Source organism: Streptomyces sp. MRC013 (genome assembly GCF_023614235.1).
GTDB lineage: Bacteria > Actinomycetota > Actinomycetes > Streptomycetales > Streptomycetaceae > Streptomyces.
Genome location: NZ_CP094264.1, coordinates 867,068 through 881,681 on the forward strand (window position 1 = coordinate 867,068; position 14,614 = coordinate 881,681).

The 14,614-nt window shown below is 73.0% G+C and carries 16 protein-coding genes and 1 pseudogene; 2 read left to right on the top strand and 15 right to left on the bottom strand.

Going from position 1 to position 14,614, the window contains the following annotated elements; translation table 11 throughout:
• Window positions 1–414 precede the first annotated feature (414 nt).
• On the bottom strand, window positions 415–618 hold the full coding sequence (locus LUW75_RS03795) for a DUF397 domain-containing protein (protein WP_349816393.1): 204 nt from the start codon (window positions 616–618) through the stop codon (window positions 415–417).
• On the bottom strand, window positions 615–1,493 hold the full coding sequence (locus LUW75_RS03800; RefSeq protein ID WP_250334366.1) for a helix-turn-helix domain-containing protein: 879 nt from the start codon (window positions 1,491–1,493) through the stop codon (window positions 615–617). Before LUW75_RS03800 ends, LUW75_RS03795 begins: the two co-directional genes overlap by 4 nt.
• A 147-nt stretch (window positions 1,494–1,640) precedes the next feature.
• Here LUW75_RS03800 and LUW75_RS03805 point away from each other — a divergent pair, with 147 nt between their 5' ends.
• Entirely contained in the window at window positions 1,641–2,111 is a 471-nt protein-coding gene (locus LUW75_RS03805) for an ATP-binding protein (RefSeq protein ID WP_250334367.1), read from the top strand.
• A gap of 260 nt (window positions 2,112–2,371) precedes the next feature.
• On the opposite strand, the gene LUW75_RS03810 is transcribed toward LUW75_RS03805, so the two are convergent.
• From LUW75_RS03810 to LUW75_RS03865, 13 genes are read right to left on the bottom strand one after another with little or no spacing between them, the layout of a single operon-like run.
• Window positions 2,372–3,235, bottom strand: a complete 864-nt coding sequence (locus tag LUW75_RS03810) for a class I SAM-dependent methyltransferase (protein ID WP_250334368.1) — start codon at window positions 3,233–3,235, stop codon at window positions 2,372–2,374.
• Window positions 3,232–4,002 (bottom strand): alpha/beta fold hydrolase, encoded by a 771-nt coding sequence (locus tag LUW75_RS03815; protein WP_250334369.1) that lies wholly within the window; start codon window positions 4,000–4,002, stop codon window positions 3,232–3,234. The genes LUW75_RS03810 and LUW75_RS03815 overlap by 4 nt, the downstream gene beginning before the upstream one ends.
• Complete coding sequence (locus tag LUW75_RS03820; RefSeq protein ID WP_250334370.1) at window positions 3,999–4,637, bottom strand: substrate-binding domain-containing protein; 639 nt, start codon at window positions 4,635–4,637, stop codon at window positions 3,999–4,001. The genes LUW75_RS03815 and LUW75_RS03820 overlap by 4 nt, the downstream gene beginning before the upstream one ends.
• 10 nt (window positions 4,638–4,647) lie before the next feature.
• On the bottom strand, window positions 4,648–5,370 hold the full coding sequence (locus LUW75_RS03825; RefSeq protein WP_250334371.1) for a DUF6182 family protein: 723 nt from the start codon (window positions 5,368–5,370) through the stop codon (window positions 4,648–4,650).
• Complete coding sequence (locus LUW75_RS03830; RefSeq protein ID WP_250334372.1) at window positions 5,367–6,533, bottom strand: hypothetical protein; 1,167 nt, start codon at window positions 6,531–6,533, stop codon at window positions 5,367–5,369. Before LUW75_RS03830 ends, LUW75_RS03825 begins: the two co-directional genes overlap by 4 nt.
• On the bottom strand, window positions 6,530–7,978 hold the full coding sequence (locus LUW75_RS03835; RefSeq protein WP_250334373.1) for an FAD-dependent oxidoreductase: 1,449 nt from the start codon (window positions 7,976–7,978) through the stop codon (window positions 6,530–6,532). The genes LUW75_RS03830 and LUW75_RS03835 overlap by 4 nt, the downstream gene beginning before the upstream one ends.
• The gene (locus LUW75_RS03840; RefSeq protein WP_250334374.1) at window positions 7,978–8,835 is read right to left on the bottom strand and encodes a class I SAM-dependent methyltransferase; all 858 of its coding nucleotides are present in this window, start codon (window positions 8,833–8,835) and stop codon (window positions 7,978–7,980) included. The genes LUW75_RS03835 and LUW75_RS03840 overlap by 1 nt, the downstream gene beginning before the upstream one ends.
• Entirely contained in the window at window positions 8,825–10,564 is a 1,740-nt protein-coding gene (locus LUW75_RS03845; protein ID WP_250334375.1) for a GH3 family acyl-acid amido synthetase, read from the bottom strand. Before LUW75_RS03845 ends, LUW75_RS03840 begins: the two co-directional genes overlap by 11 nt.
• A complete protein-coding gene (locus LUW75_RS03850; protein WP_250334376.1) occupies window positions 10,551–11,216 on the bottom strand; it encodes a hypothetical protein in 666 nt (221 codons plus the stop codon). Before LUW75_RS03850 ends, LUW75_RS03845 begins: the two co-directional genes overlap by 14 nt.
• Complete coding sequence (locus tag LUW75_RS03855; protein WP_250334377.1) at window positions 11,213–11,659, bottom strand: shikimate kinase; 447 nt, start codon at window positions 11,657–11,659, stop codon at window positions 11,213–11,215. The genes LUW75_RS03850 and LUW75_RS03855 overlap by 4 nt, the downstream gene beginning before the upstream one ends.
• 11 nt (window positions 11,660–11,670) lie before the next feature.
• Window positions 11,671–11,970, bottom strand: a complete 300-nt coding sequence (locus LUW75_RS03860; RefSeq protein ID WP_250334378.1) for a hypothetical protein — start codon at window positions 11,968–11,970, stop codon at window positions 11,671–11,673.
• On the bottom strand, window positions 11,858–12,628 hold the full coding sequence (locus tag LUW75_RS24545; RefSeq protein ID WP_349816394.1) for a prephenate dehydrogenase/arogenate dehydrogenase family protein: 771 nt from the start codon (window positions 12,626–12,628) through the stop codon (window positions 11,858–11,860). Before LUW75_RS24545 ends, LUW75_RS03860 begins: the two co-directional genes overlap by 113 nt.
• Entirely contained in the window at window positions 12,625–12,720 is a 96-nt protein-coding gene (locus LUW75_RS03865; RefSeq protein WP_250334379.1) for a flavin reductase family protein, read from the bottom strand. Before LUW75_RS03865 ends, LUW75_RS24545 begins: the two co-directional genes overlap by 4 nt.
• Window positions 12,721–14,235: 1,515 nt before the next feature.
• Between LUW75_RS03865 and LUW75_RS03870 the strand changes: the two are divergent.
• Window positions 14,236–14,511, top strand: a pseudogene (locus LUW75_RS03870) (MFS transporter); the annotation flags it as partial.
• Window positions 14,512–14,614: the final 103 nt, after the last annotated feature.

Consider the following 14,614-nt stretch of genomic DNA (forward strand, 5'->3'; position numbering starts at 1 on the left):
GGGGCCGGCGCGTTCACCGGTGAGCCCGCCGCGGGGCATCCCCGCAGGCGGGCCGGAGCCCCCCGAGAACCCGAAGGCACCGGCGTCGTCCGTCCGCGTCGAAGCCCGCGCGGACGGCTCCCGTCCGGGCCCCTGTGCTCCTCGCCGGGCGTGCGGGAGCTTCGTCCCGGGTTCCGCCCCTGGACCGCCGGTTCCGTCGTCCTGCCCGGCCGGACCTCCACCGCCCTGTCCACGTGCTCGCCCCCGTGCACCCGCCCCGCCGACGCGGTACCCGCGGGCGGGCTGCGGCCTGCTGCGGAGATCGCCGTCGGGTACGGGCTCCGGCCGTCCCCTACGAGGTGAGGCCCCGAGTCGGCCGACCAAGTCGGACACGGCTCTGCCCCCGGTGCAGAACCGGGGGCAGAACTCCACCGCCTACCGGACGGCGGAGCCGACGAACGCCGCCCAGGCGGGAGCACCCACCGAAAGGGCAGGCCGGCTCGTGTCCTTGGAGTCACGGATGTGGACAGTCTGGACGCAATCGGCTACTTCGATGCATTCTCCTCCAGCACCACCGCTGTAACTACTCTTGCGCCAGAGCAGGTCGCCCACCGCACTTGGGGTCTCGTTCACCTTCACACCTCTCCAAGCAGCTTCTCAACGAAGGCCAGCGACTCGCGCGGAGTGAGAGCCTGCGCACGGATGATGCCGTAGCGCGACGCGATTCCCTGGACCTCCCGCCGGTCGCTGACCATTGTGCTGCGTCCCTGAGCTTCCAGGTAAGCCACTTGATCGCCCCCGACGCGATTCAGCAAGGTGAAAGGACCGTCCACCCCGGCGTTGTCCTCCCGGTCGAGCGGCATGATCTGAATCTCGACGTTACGGAAGGCACCGACGAGTAACATCTGCTCCAACTGACCGCGCATGACCGACCGGCCGCCCAGTGGTCGGCGCACGACCGCCTCGTCGATGACGAAGCTCAGCAAAGGCGCAGGTCTGCGCTCGAAGACATGCTGGCGTGCGAGACGGGCCGCAACTCGTTGCTCCAGCGTCTCCTCGTCCAGCGGTGGACGCCACATGCCGAAGACCGCCCGCATGTACTCCTCGGTCTGGAGCAGTCCGGGCACCGCCTGGGTGGCGTACACCCACACCTCCACCGCCTCCCCCTCCAACCGGGCCGCGTCGCGGAAGAACGCCGGGTACTGGGCGCGCGCCACCTCCTCCTTCATCTCCTGGAGGACGCCGCCCGCGTCCAGCACCTCGTCCGCCCGGTCGATGAACCTCGGCGGCGGCACCCGGCGCCCCTGCTCGTACGCGGCGATGGTCGAGACCGAGTAGCCCGTCATGGAGCCGAACTCGGGCCGCTCCAGGCCCGCCCGCAGCCGGAACCGCTTCAACTGGCGCCCGAAGACCCGCAGGACGCCGGAGTTCGCGTCCGGTTCCGGCGGCCGTTCCCCACCACCGTCGTCGCCGCGGTCCGGTGCCTCGTCCATCGATCCCGTCGGTTCGCTCATCGTCGTACCCCCTCCCCCGGCCAACGCGCCTCCGCGCCGATCGTCACGCTCCGCCCCGCCGACACCCGCGCACACGCCTCCTACAGCGATCTCCCGTGTGCGCGGCGTGCCTGGCCGCGCCGGGGCCGCACCGGCAGCGTGGACCACATGAACAGCCGAATCCCCACCCGTCAGGTGCCCGCTCCCGGCGCCGGGGCGGACGCCGTCCGCCCGCTCCGCGAGTTCGCGATGGCCTTCACCTCCTCCCCGCGCGGCGCGCGCCTCGCCCGCAGGCTGGTCTCCCACCGGCTCGACACCTGGGGGCACCCGTACGGCGGCCGGGCCAACGACGCCCTCACCCTGATCACCGCCGAACTCACCGCCAACGCCGTGCGCCACGGGCACGTCCCTGGACGGGACTTCCACGTCCGGCTCGCCCACGGCACCGACGCCCTGCGCATCGAGGTCAGCGACACCCGGACCGAACGCGTCCCCGTGCCCTGCGACCGGGAGCCGCCCGGTGACGCGGAGTCCGGCCGGGGGCTGCTGGTCGTCGCCGAGCTGGCGACCCGCTGGGCGGTCGCCCCGCGCGAGGGCGCCCCCGGCAAGACGGTCTGGGCGGAACTGGCCCTGGCATGAGGCGCGCGGCCCCGGCCGCCGTCGGGCGGCGTCCGCACCGGCACCCGACGCGGCGGGCCGCCCGGCGGTGCCCGCCGCGTCGGGTGCCGGGAGCCGTGCCGTCGGGTACGGCGCCTCGGCCGGTGGGGATCTCGCCGTGGTGGGGAGACGTGGCCTCGGCCCTGGCCGGGACCTCGTCGGAGCCGGGGGCCGGGCCGGGGACGGTGGGGTGGCGGGGCTCGCCGGGTGCGGCGCGGGCGACAACCGGAGCGCGCGTGGAATCAGCCTCCCGGGGGCCGGGTGCCGGCGACCGTGCCGATGGACAGGACGTTGCCCTCCCGGACGTAGGCGTCGGGGTGATCGAGCGGATGGTCCACGGCGTCGACGTCCCGGAACGCGTGCCACTGCGGGCTCATCCCCAACCGGGCCGCCTGCTCGGCGAGTCGTGCGCAAGCCGGTTTGTAGAAGTCCAGCTCCGCCGCGGTGAGGGGCGCGTGGTGCTCGATGAGCGTCGTCCGCTGGGTCACGTCGACGAGGCCCGCGCCCTTGAGCCAGAGATGCAGCTCCTGCGTGCGCAGCAGCTGGTGCGCGTAGCCGGGCCCCGCCCCCGCCGCGCGGAAGAAGTCGGCGAAGAGGTAGGGGTCGGCCGGACGGGCGGTGATCAGGTGGGCGTCGAGGTCCTTGACGGCGACCGTGCCGCCGGGCCGGACGACGCGGACCAACTCGGCGAGGGCCTGGCTCAGTTCCTGGTCGCCGAGGTACTGGACCGTGTTGGAGCACCAGGCGGCGTCGAAGTGGTCGTCCGGGTAGGGGAGGCGGAGCAGGTTCTCCCGCTCCACCCTCACCGGGCACGGGAGGTCCCAGTCCCGTGCCCGGGTAGCGGCCAGGGTCGCGTTCTCCTCGGCCAGGTCGACGGCGGTGATCCGCCCGTCCGGTCCCACGAGCGCCGCCAGGTGGGGGAGGAAGTCGCCGGGTCCGCAGCCTGCGTCCAGCACGTGCTGGCCGGGCCGTATCCCCGCTCCGCGCAGTTGGTCGAGGTAGGGCTCCTCGCAGGCTCTGAAGTGGGCGTCGACGATGGTGTGGTGGGTGAACCCGAGGCCGGTCGAGGCGGCGTAGCCCCAGTCCTCCCCGTGACGGGCCGTCATGCGGCGGGTCCCGTCCGGCCCAGGACGCGGCGTACGGCCGCGGTGACCTTGCGGGGCGCTTCGAGTGGCGGCAGGTGCCCGGCGTGTCCGACGACCATCAGTTCGCCGCCCGGTACGGCGTCGGCCGTCTCGCGGGACTCCGCCGGCGAGATCAGCTCGTCCTCGCCGCCGGCCACCACGACGGTGGGGACGGCGGCCTGGCGCAGGACGGGCCTGGAGTCGGGGCGGTCGGCGATGGCCCGTTGGGCCCAGGCCAGCGCTCTCGGAGAGGCGGCCCGGGCGTCGGCGAGTACGCGGGCGGCCAGATCAGGGTGTTTCCGGCGGGTGGTCCTGCCGAGCAGTTGTCCGGCGGCGCCTTCGACGACGAGGTCCCGGGTCTCGGCGTTCTGCACGAGGTGGGCGAACTTCCTGCGTTGCGCCCGGGTATCCGGGGTGTCCGCGCTCGCCCGAGCGGAGATCAGGGCGAGACCGGCCACGCGGTCGGGGTGCCTGCGCAGCACGGCCATGGCGACGTACGCCCCCATGGACACCCCGGCGAGAACCGCGCGACCGAAACCGCGCTCGTCCAGAGCCCGGTTCACGTCGTCGGCGACGACGTCGAGCGACGGTGGAACGTCGCCCAGGGGCGCCGCACCGAAGCCCCGCTGGTCGAGGGCGAGGGCCGGATGGCCCCGTTCGCGGAAGTAGCGGCAGTGGGCCTGCCACATGCCGGAGTGGAGCGCGAGCGCGTGCAGGAACACCACCGGGGTTCCGGCCGTCCCGGTCACCGGGACGCGCCTTCCTCGGCCGCCGCGATGAACTCCCGCACCGCATCCGGTAGTTCGCTGCCACGCGCCCAGGCCAGCAGGACCGGCGCGGGCGGCAGGTCGTGGATGGGTACGACCTTGATGCCGGGCGGCGCGACGTCGGCGAGCGTGGTGAGCGAGATGTGCACGGCGCGTCCTTCCCCGACCAAGCGCATCATGTGGGGGACGTCGGTCGCGTGGTGCACCCGCCTGAGGGGCCGGCCGGTGGGTGTGTGGCGGGGGACGACCTCGTCCCACACGTACCCGGGGAACCGGCCGGGGCTGTCGAACGCCTCGTAGTCGGCCAGTTCCTCGATGGACACGTCGTCGCGCCGGGCCAGCGGGTGGGCCTCGCCGACCACCACGGCGCGCTCCTCGTACAAGAGGACGCGGCTGGCGACGAGGTCGGGTTCCCGCAGCCCGAACTTGGCGACCATCACGTCCAGTCCGCCCGATTTCACCTCCTTGAAGGGGTCGTTGATGTCGTACTGGCCCAGTCGTACGGCGTCCGGGTGCCAGGCGGCGAGGCGGACGATGCGGGAGACGGTCCTCGGTGATCCGTGGTAGCCGAGTCGTACGGTCCCCGTGCGAACCGGGCTCAGCGCGGTGCTGGACAAGCGGTGCTCCTTACGAGAGGGCGGCGGCGGCACGCAGCCGGCCTTGGCGAGGGTGGTCGGGTACCGCGCGCACGGCCGTCGGCAGGGCCGGCAAGCCGCCGATGCGGGGCATCAGGCGCAGCGTCACGTGGTCGCCGCCGGTCAGGAGGCCGTCCATGACCGCTTCGGCGAGCAGGTGGTTGAGATGGACCAGGACGTCGGGAACGGTGTGGTCGGCGATGGCCAGGTAGAGGTCTCGGTGTCGTTGCGGGCCGCTGTCCCCGTTGCCCGGTCCGGGCACGCGCACGGTGACGTCGGGCTGGTGGCGGAGGGAAGCGGGGGCGTGCAGCGTCTTGAGGAGCCGTCGGAGCGTGGCCGTCTCCCCGGCGGGGCCGGGGGCGGTCCAGGCAGCGGACAGGTCGCCGCTGACGTGCCGGAAGGGGAACCGGTCGCGCAGCCGGGCCGGGTGCCCGGCGAGGAACACGGTCCGGGTGAACGACCTCCGCCATGCCGCCGCCTGCTCCGGGCTGAGACTCAGCGCGAACGCGCAGGTGTCGCGTATCCAGTCGGGGAGGTGCAGCCGGTGCAGGACGACGGCGACCAGCGTGTCGTCCGAGGTGTCGGCCACGGCCTCCTCCTGGGCCGCCAACAGGTTTTCGACGGTGGTCAGTTCGTGGCGTGCGGCGAGGTCGGGCCTGGCCGCACGGATGCGGGCGGCGGTCCGGGCGCGCAACGTCTGTTGCGTGATGGTCACGAGAACACCTCGGCGAGCCGGGGGGACAACGGCGTACGCCTCCGCCTGCCGAGCAGGCTCGACGTCAGCCGGTAGGGGTCGACGTAGACGTGGTCCCTGCGGTGGGGGGCCAGCCGCTCCACGAGGGCTTCCTCCGCGCCGGGTCCGGCTTCGGCTTCGGCTTCGGCCAACAGCCGTTCGGCCCTGCGCAGGCACTGGGCGAGCAGGTCGGGGCGGAACGACTGCTGCCGCCCCGGGCCGAGCACGGCGATGAAGTAGAGGCGCATGCCGAGCCGAATCGCCGCCCTGCCGTGCTCCTTCCCGGCCGCTGCCAGCAGGGCGCCGGCGTGGCAGTCCTCCCAGCCTCCGTGACGGGCGGAGCGGATCCTGCCGTCGATCGGTGTCCGGCCGAGGGGGACACGTCGCGGCACCGGACCGAGAGCCCGGACGACGTGGGCGAGTTGCTGGTAGTCGGCGTCGAGTTCGGTGTCGTAGAGCAGGACGACTTCGTCGAAGTCGGGGGCGAGGCCGATGAGTTCGCGCAGTGCGCAGGCCAGGTAGTTGGGGCGGCCGTCCGCGGTGATCAGCTGCCGCAGGGGCATGCCGTGGTGGGTGGGGTCGAGGTAGACGGGGCCACCGAGATCGCGCAGGTCCAGGCAGAGCCCCAGGGCGGTGAGACGGCGGATCATCTGCTCGGTGTCCAGGGCGGGCGGCTGGTGGGCGAGGAGCCCCGGGTCGTGCAGGCCCAGCGCGGCGTAGTGGGCGGTCCAGTGGGCCAGGACGCGCCTGCCCGCGGGGTGGACCCAACCGCTCTCGGCCGCCTGGGCGTACGGGCGCAGCGCCTCGGCCGGCCGGTGGTGGCCGGCGGACCTGAAGGCGACGTAGAAGTGGCCGATCTCCTCCTCGGTGAGGCCGTCGTAGTCGACGTCGCCGTGGACGCGGTCGAGGAACTCCCAGAACCCCAGGGTTTGTTCGGTCTGGTGAAAGGCCGTCGGGCTGTAGCGGTAGGTGACGTCGGCCAGTTCCCTCGTGGCGCGGAACATCACGTCCGTCCACAGGAGCCCTTTGAGGTGGCTCGGGGTCAGGGGCTTGGACGGTGTGATCGTGATCGGGGCCAGGAGGACCCGCGGACGACGTGCGGTGCCCGCCGCCGTCCGCCGGGCGGAGTCCGGGGCGATGGTCACGGGAGAGCTCCTTCCGCTGCCGCGACGAGGCGGACCAGTGCCTCGCGGTCGGGCGGGAGGCGTTCCGGGACGCCCTCGGGGCGCGCGGCCCGCACCCGCCTCAGGAGTTCCTCGTCGCGCAGCGCTTCCGCGGGCGTGGTCAGTGACATGAGCACCCTGGTGAGGCCGCGCCAGACGACACCGTCCGCCCGTGCCGCGGCCGCCAGGTCCCGGAGTGCCGGCGGACCGGAGGGGGAGGGGGTGTGGCCGGGTGGCGGAAGGACGTCGACGGCCGCTCGCCACCGGGCGATGCGCGCCTGGTCGGACGCCGCCGAGTGCTCGTACCAGGGCAGCAGCAGATCCTCGGTCATACGGGCGACGGCCCGGCGCTGGTCCGTGTCGACGCCGGGCCGGTCGGCGAGCAGTTCGGCCACCCGGAACGCGTGCTCCAGGGCCAGGGACATGCCACGGCCGAACAGTGGATTGGTGACGCAGGCCGCGTCCCCGACGGGGAACAGGCCCGCCACGGGGTGCTGCAGGGTGGTGGCGCCGCCCCGCAGGGTGTTGGGCGGGCTGGTGATGACGTGCACCGGGGAGATCGGCGTGCTGACCCCGTCCTCCAGCCACGGCTCCAGGCCGGGCGTGGCCCGGGCGGCGGCCGTGAATCCGGCCTCGGTGCGCAGCCCGGCCAGGGCCCTGTCGCCGGGCAGCGTGCCCAGAGCGATGGCGAAGGTGCCGTCGTCACCGGGGTGCAGCACTCCGGCGTAGTGGTTCCAGACGTCCCCGGTGGCGTGGCCGCGGTTGAGCGGTCCCGGCAGGCCCGGGGCGTCGAGCCGGTAGAAGCGGCTGTATCCGCTGAGCCCCGCGGGACTGGTGCGGTCCTCGGCGACGGGGACGCCGGCGTCACCGAGCCAGCGGCGGGACGCGGCGCGGCGTCCGGTGGCGTCGACGAGGACGTCGGCCGGGATGCGTTCACCACGGTGGGTGAGCACCGAGCGGACGCGTCGGCGGGACCGGTCGAGCTCCATGCCGCTGACCACCGTGCCGTGCCGGAAGGAGACGCCCGGGCGTGCGCCCGCGGCCTCGTGGAGCAGGTGTTCCAGGGTGGTGCGACGGCAGCCGAGCGCGACGAGGTCCTCGTCACCGGCCCTGCGGTCGCGGTCGGTGGCGTGTGCGGGGATGGCGTGGGTGAGGTCGAGCAGCGGTGCCCCCGCGGCTTCGGCCTGGGCGAGGACGTCGGGTGCCCAGGTGCGCAGGGCGCGTACGCCGAGTGAGGTGAGCGTGTGCGACTGGAGGCTCTGCGGCACGGTGGGGCGGTCGCGCCAGGCGTGCGCCACCTCGGCGAGAGGGCGTCGCGGCGGCGGCGCCGCGCGTTCGAGGACCAGCACCCTGTAGCCGATGGAGGACAGGGCGATGGCGGAGGCGAGACCGGAGACGCTGCCTCCGGCGACGACGGCTGTGGGCATCAGTGTCGCCGGCCGCTCACGAAGAAGACGCGGCGTACGTCCCGCTCGGAGCGGGGCGGAACCGGGTCGGGCCAGCGGCCGAAGTCGGCGCCCGCCTCCCCCGGCTGCAGGGCCCGCACGCTGAAGCCGTGCTGGTCGAAGAGTTCCTCGGGCTCGTCCGTGCCGAACAGCCAGGGGCAGTTCCATCCGGCGAACACGTCGAGCAGTCCGCGCATGTGGGGCAGGGTGAGTGCGGCGCTGTTGACGATGTCGGCCGCGATGCGGCTGCCGGGCGTCGAGATCCGGGCGACGCGGTCCAGGATGCGATGTGCGTCCGGCTCCGGAATGTAGTAAAGGATGCCTTCGAGCAGCCAGGTCGACGGCAGGCCGGGGTCGTAGCCCGAGGCCCGCAGGTCGCTCTCCCAGTCGGGTGCCGTGAGGTCCACTGCGACCGTGCGGTGGTCGACCCGGGGTTCGACGCCGTCGAGCCGCTCGCGTTTGTGGGCGAGCACCGCGGGCCGGTCGACCTCGAACCAGCGTACGTGCCGGGGCCAGCTCATGCGGTAGGCACGGGAGTCCATGCCGGCCGGGGCGAGCACGATCTGGGTCATGTCCTGGTCCCGGGCCGCCTCCTGAAGGAAGTCGTCGAAGAAACGGGTGCGTATCGCGTTGTAGTCGGGCGTGCTGGGGAGCGTGCGTTCCCGCCCGGGCGGGAACGTGACGGCGCGGATCTCCGCGAGGAGTTCCGGCCCCGTCCGTCCGGACAGCAGCTCCGCGTACGGGTCCTCGTAGAGGCGGTCGCTCCTGCGGGTCTCGGCGGCCCGCAGCGCCGCGGTGAGCAGCGCGGTGCGTTCCACGGCGTCCAGATCAGTGGCCACGGGATCCTTCTTCCTGTCCGTGCTGAGCGTTCTGCGGGAGGGGGTCCTGCGAGGCGGGCCCGTCAGTGAGCCGGTTCCACTGGGTGGCGTCCTGGCGGAAGAGCCGGTCCTTGACCTGGGTCGGCCGCACACCGGACGCCACGGTGTCCTGCCAGTCGCGCACGAACGCGTCCGGAGCGACCAGCCGGACTGTCGGCCCCGTGAGGCGCCCCTGGCCGCGGACCCGGTCGTAGTGGTGCGACGCGCGGCGCAGCGCTGCGTCGAGATGTCCGGCGAAGCGGGTCGTCTCCTCCTCGTTCCAGGGGGTACGCGGCGCGACGGCGAACACGTAGCCGACGGCGCCCGCTGCCGACGGGGCGACGCGGCAGGCGACGTTGCGCAGTTCGAGACCGCCCGCGCGCAGTGCCTCGTGCAGGGCCTGGACGACGTGCGCGTCACGCAGCCGTTCCCCGGCGTGGTCGGAGCGTGTCGCACGGCCGGCGTATTCGAGGCGCGGTACACCGTCGACGACGTCCACCGTCCGGACCACGTCGCCGACGGCGTAGCGGTAGAGCCCGCCGACGTGGCTGAAGACCGCGTGGTAGTCCCGGCCCGGTTCGAGTTCGTGCGGCCGGAGGGTCTGCGTGTCCGGTGCCATGTCCTCGTCGGCCGCCACGAACTCGTGGACGGCGGCGGTGACGACCAGGCTTCCCGCGGTGCCGTGCCGGTCCAAGGCCACACCGACCGGGCCTTCGGAGGCCGCGACCGGGGCGGGCAGCACCGTCACACCGGCACCGAACTCCTCGCGCAGCCGGGGCAGGTACAGCGAGGCAAGCCCCGTGGTCCAGCAGAACAGGGCCCTCATGTGCGGCCAGACGTGCGCGGGGCGCACCACCCCGACGCGGTCGGCGAGCCGCTCCAGTTCCCGGGCTCGCTCGGGGTCGGGCGCACCGTGGGGGTGTCCGCCGAGGGTTCCCTCGCGAACCTCCTTGACGATGCGCGGCCACCAGAGGTTCAGCTGGTGGGGCAGCGCGGCCACCATCGCGGGGTTGATGCCGATGACGCACCGGACGTCGCTCAGCACGGCGAGGCGCAACCGCAGGTACATCTTCTCCAGGTGCGCGTCCGCCGCCACGGGGACCGGCAGCGTCGCCCAGGGCGCCGCGGTGCCTGGTTCCGCGGAGAGCGGTTCGCCGAACTTCCGGCCGAAGTCGACCTGGCTGGCCCCGACGTGCGGGCGGCCGGACGTCGTCGTGGGCGGGGCGGCGAGCGGGTCGTGCTTGAGGTTGAGCACGGCGTCCGGCCTGGTCAGCACGTCTGGGAAGTGCTCGATGAGGGGTGCCCACGCCGCGTAGTAGAAAGGGAAGAAGGTGGTGCGCATGAAGCGCGGCGTGACGGGGATCTTCTTGTGGGCGCCGGTGGTGCCGCTGCTGGTGAAGAAGACCGTGGGCTGGTCGGCGGTGAGGACGTTGGTCTCACCGGCCGCGGAGCGCTCGATCCAGGGTGCGAGGTCGGCGTAGGTCTGCAGCGGTACGGCGTTCCGGTAGTCGTCCAGGGTGCGGAGGCTGCCGAATCGGTGCTTCACCCCGTACTCCGTGCCCGCGTTGAACTCCAACAGGTCCTTCAGGACCGCCTGTTGGCAAGCCGTCGCCTCGGAGAGCGCCGCTCGCAGGCGCGCGCGTTCGGCGAAGACCCTGGTGCGGTACCGCTTCACGTGGTCGGGATCTGTCCAGGCCTCAGCCCAGTTCATGCTCAAGCACCTCTCGTATCTCCCCCACCACGCGGGTGAGGCAGTTCTCTGCTTCGATCACGGTCACCGGCAGGTCCTGGATCTCGTCCGCCATGACCTTGGCCAGGTCGGTCTGATAGCGCTTGAACCCTTCCCAGGTGGGGTGTTCGCCGTAGTACTCCAGGGGGTTGAGGGCGGCGCCCCGTCGAGCCCGCTCCCAGGCGGCCTCCGGTGAGACGTCGAGGTAGATCACTCGGCGCGGGCGGGGCAGGGCGCGCCACCATGTCGGCAGGGGCTCCTCGGGTGCCCCCGAGAGCAGGCACTTGGCCAGGTACTTGTAGTAGTAGGAGTCCACGACGGCCGGTGCACCGGACGCGTCCCGTGCGAGCCGATCGTGGAGGTGGACGATCGCCGTGTGGAGCATGGCCGTCAGGAACTGCGGCGACCAGGCGCTCTCGTGCCGCGCCACGTCCGTGACGACGTCGCGGCGCAGCCGCCGCAGGAGCGTGTGCTCGGGCGCGAGGAACCCATCGTCGTCGGAGATCAGCCGCCATGCCGGTGCGAGCCCCCGCAGCCGGGTCATGACCGACGACTTGCCCGCGTGGTCGGGACCCAGCAGCACGCAGAAGGGGGCGAGGCCGTCCCTCGGGGGAACGGCGGCCTGTTCGGTCATTCTCGCTTCAGCTCCATTGTCTCGGTGATGAGTTGGACCATCTCGCTTGGAGCAAGGCCGCGGGTGGCCACCACCGCACGGGCGACCTCGGCGTACAGACGGCGACGCGCCGGCGCCGGGTCCCGCCACTGCTTGCCCGGGGCACCCGTGAGCAGGGGGCGGCCGTCCGGCGACGCAAGCCGTCGGACGGCCGTGTCGGCGCTCGTGGACGGATGGACGACGGGATGCCGCACGAGGGCGGCGCGTATGGTGGTGTCGAGCGCGGCCCCGCCGCCGAGCGCCAGGGCTCCCTCGTTCCCGGCCAGCGCCTGCGCCCTGCGCCCCGGCTCCCGGAAACACGGCTCGCCTTCGCGCCTGATGCCGTCGGCCACGGTGCGCCCCCGGGCCGCGGCGGTGTCCCGGTCGGTGTCCCGGTAGGCACGGCCGAGCCGCTCGGCGCGCATGCTTCCCACCGTCAACTCGCCGACGCCCACATCGCAACCGGTGCGGGACCGTGCGACTCCCCCGCCGTCAGCCAGCGCAACCTGCCCCTGCTCAACGGTCCTCCTCGTGATCGAGCACCCATTGCCGGTTCGCCCCGCCACTGCTCGTCCAGCCCGCTGTCGGTGTCCCGGCCCGCGCGGGTCAGATGCCTGCGGACCTCACGTTCGGCCGCAGTGGGCACGGCGACCGACACGGCGAGGGTGTCGCCGCCCACCGCTTGGACGCCGACGTCGTCCGAAGCGACGTCGAGGTCGCCGAGGATCACCGGCATCCGCGCCGGATCTCCTCGTCTCCCCGACCTCGACCGTGACCCGCGCCCGTCCGGCCGACGGAACGTCCTCCCGCGGGCGAACGCCCCCCAAGCCGGCCACTCCGCTGCTCGACGACTCCGAGACGACGGCGTCATGGCTCGCTTCGGCCGGTGCCGGACCGGAGTCCAGACCCTCCAGGGCGGCCACGAGTGCCGTCAGGCCGTCCCTGGTGCCGGCGAGGACCCCCGCGACGGGACCTGCACGGGAACGCAGGGTGTCGGTCCACAGCCGAGGGTCGCCCGCCGCGATCCGCGTCGTATCACGAAGGCCCCGGCCGGCGAGGTGCACGGTGTCGGCAGGGCCGTTGTTCAGGCGCGCCGCCATCAGGCCGGCCATGACATGTGGAGCACGCGATGTCAGCGCGACCGGTTGGTCGTGGGCCTTGTTCGACATCAGCACCGGTGCCGCTCCGCACATGGCGGTCGGCTCCCGTGCCCGGTCGAGCGCCTCCCGCGACGCATCCGGCACCGGCGTCAGCACCCGGCTGCGGTTGGCGGACAGGTCCGCGCGGGCCGCGAGCGGGCCGGACCCCTCCCGGCCCGCGAGCGGATGCCCGCCGCTGTGGGTGTCGGCGGACGGGGCCTGCCGCAGGGCCCGCGCCACAGGGCCCGCGTTCACGCGGCATGAGCCCGGGAGCTGCGCGGCAGGCCGACGAGGACGCGGGGTGGTGCGGGTGACACCGGCATGACCGCGTTGATGGTGGTGGTCACGGCTTCTTCGCCGCGCCGGGAGCTCGTAAGGGCCGCTCCCGTGGGGAGGGGCCGCACGGCTTCCCGCAGTTCGTCGTGTACGGCAGAACGTGGTGGTGCGGGTAATTCGGGCAGTGACGTGTCATTCGTCGACTGCATAGCGATCCCCCCGACGTGTCTCGTCCGTTCCGCAGGCGAACACTTTCCTGTGGGCGCCGCTCCAAACACAAACGTTGGTTCGACCCTAACAGTGGGTGTCGAGCGAGGCCCACCAAGTGTGACCCGGGTCACTTTAGGGCTCAATCAATCACGCCGCGCCGGGTCGAGGTGGGTGCGGGTCGACGGCAACGACAGCTCCCACCAGGAACAATACGCACGATTTAGATGGTCTTGACCACCCGCGATCTCGCCCACACACCGCCCGGAACACATTGCCCACCCCTGAACGGAACTCAGTCGTACCGAGGAGACGTTCACCGCCGAAGCGGGCGTCTCGACGGACAGTTCAAGATCACTCCATGACATCGGCAAGAGTTCGCCGGTTTTTACTCCCGGCCGTCGAGGGTGGTCTGGACCAGACCGCCGAATGGGCCGTCAGCACCGATGGACCACCCCATTGCGAATCGGGCGAAAAATCACCGTTGACGCTCCTGGTGAGAATGACTCAAATCCATCCGGCCAGCCGGTTCAACGCGTTGCGGCATGACGCACGGGGGGTCGCGGTGCAGCTCGTATCCGGGATGCTCGGGGCGATCCGACGGCTGCCCGCGTCACGGCCCGCAGCCCCGATCCGCGGGCGCCGGCGCCCGCGCCCTCCCCGTGCGGCTCGTACCGCCGCCTTCAGCTGAGTCCGGATCTCGTGGCGGCACCCGCACGTGTTCGTCGTCCCTCGCCGGGCCTCCCGCCCCGCGTCCGACGCCAGAAGGAGCGGCATGCGGTTCACGCGAGCCGGCCGGGCCGGGTAGCCCGGAAAACAGCGGCGGCGCCCGAGAGGCGCGGCTCCCGGACGCCGACCGCCGAATGGAACTCCTGCCCGTGCGAGGGCCGGAGACTCACCCGCCCTCACCGCACCGGGCCAATTCCCGAACACGCCCCGAAGCGGCTTCCACTCCGGAGGAGAGTGTTGCGTGCGCGCCGCCCTGCGCGAAAAACCGGTCCGTCCGTCCGTCCGGCCGGCGCGGCAGGCCGCCCCTCCGTCCGTTGCCCGTGACCGCATACCGGTATACCGGTCGGGCGGGGTTCGCTCCGGCACCGCGTCGGAGGTGGGACCCGACGGCACGCATCCGCACGATCAAGCCCGGGCGTTCGAGTCGGAGGACCTGGCCTCGGTCAGCCTCACCGCCGAGCGGCCCCCTGCGGGCTCCTGCCCCGGGCCGACGACTCCGGCCGACACCGCGACCGCCCCGCCGTCATCGCCGGACGGCCGTGGGCCCCGCGGCCCGAGCACACCGCCACCCACGTCGCCCGCGACCCGGGCGAGCTGGCCTCGGCCGGGCCGGAGTGCCGCTGCACCGGATGCGACGGGCGGACCCGGCCCCCGGGGTCGCGCTCGCCGGACTCGGCACGTCACTGCAACAGCCGGTGCTCTTCCGCGTCGCGCTCTCGGACGTGCCCGCGCACCGGGCCGGTGTGGGCAGCGGCGTCATGGTCACCACCCTGTAGTCGGCCGCGGCGCTCGGGGTGGCGACGCTCGGCTCGCTCTTCCCCGCGCTGCTGCCCGGCTCGGGCATGCGGGGCGCCCCGCTGATCACGCTGCCCGTCCGGCTGGGCACGATCGCGCTGACGGCGCTGCTGAGCCTGCGACTGCCGCGAAAGGCGGTCCAAGGGCGACGGGCCCGCGGACGGGCGGACAGGGCGAAGGCCCGGAACTCCTCGGGGAGTTGCGGGCCTTCGCCTCTCGCGCCTCGTCTTCCGC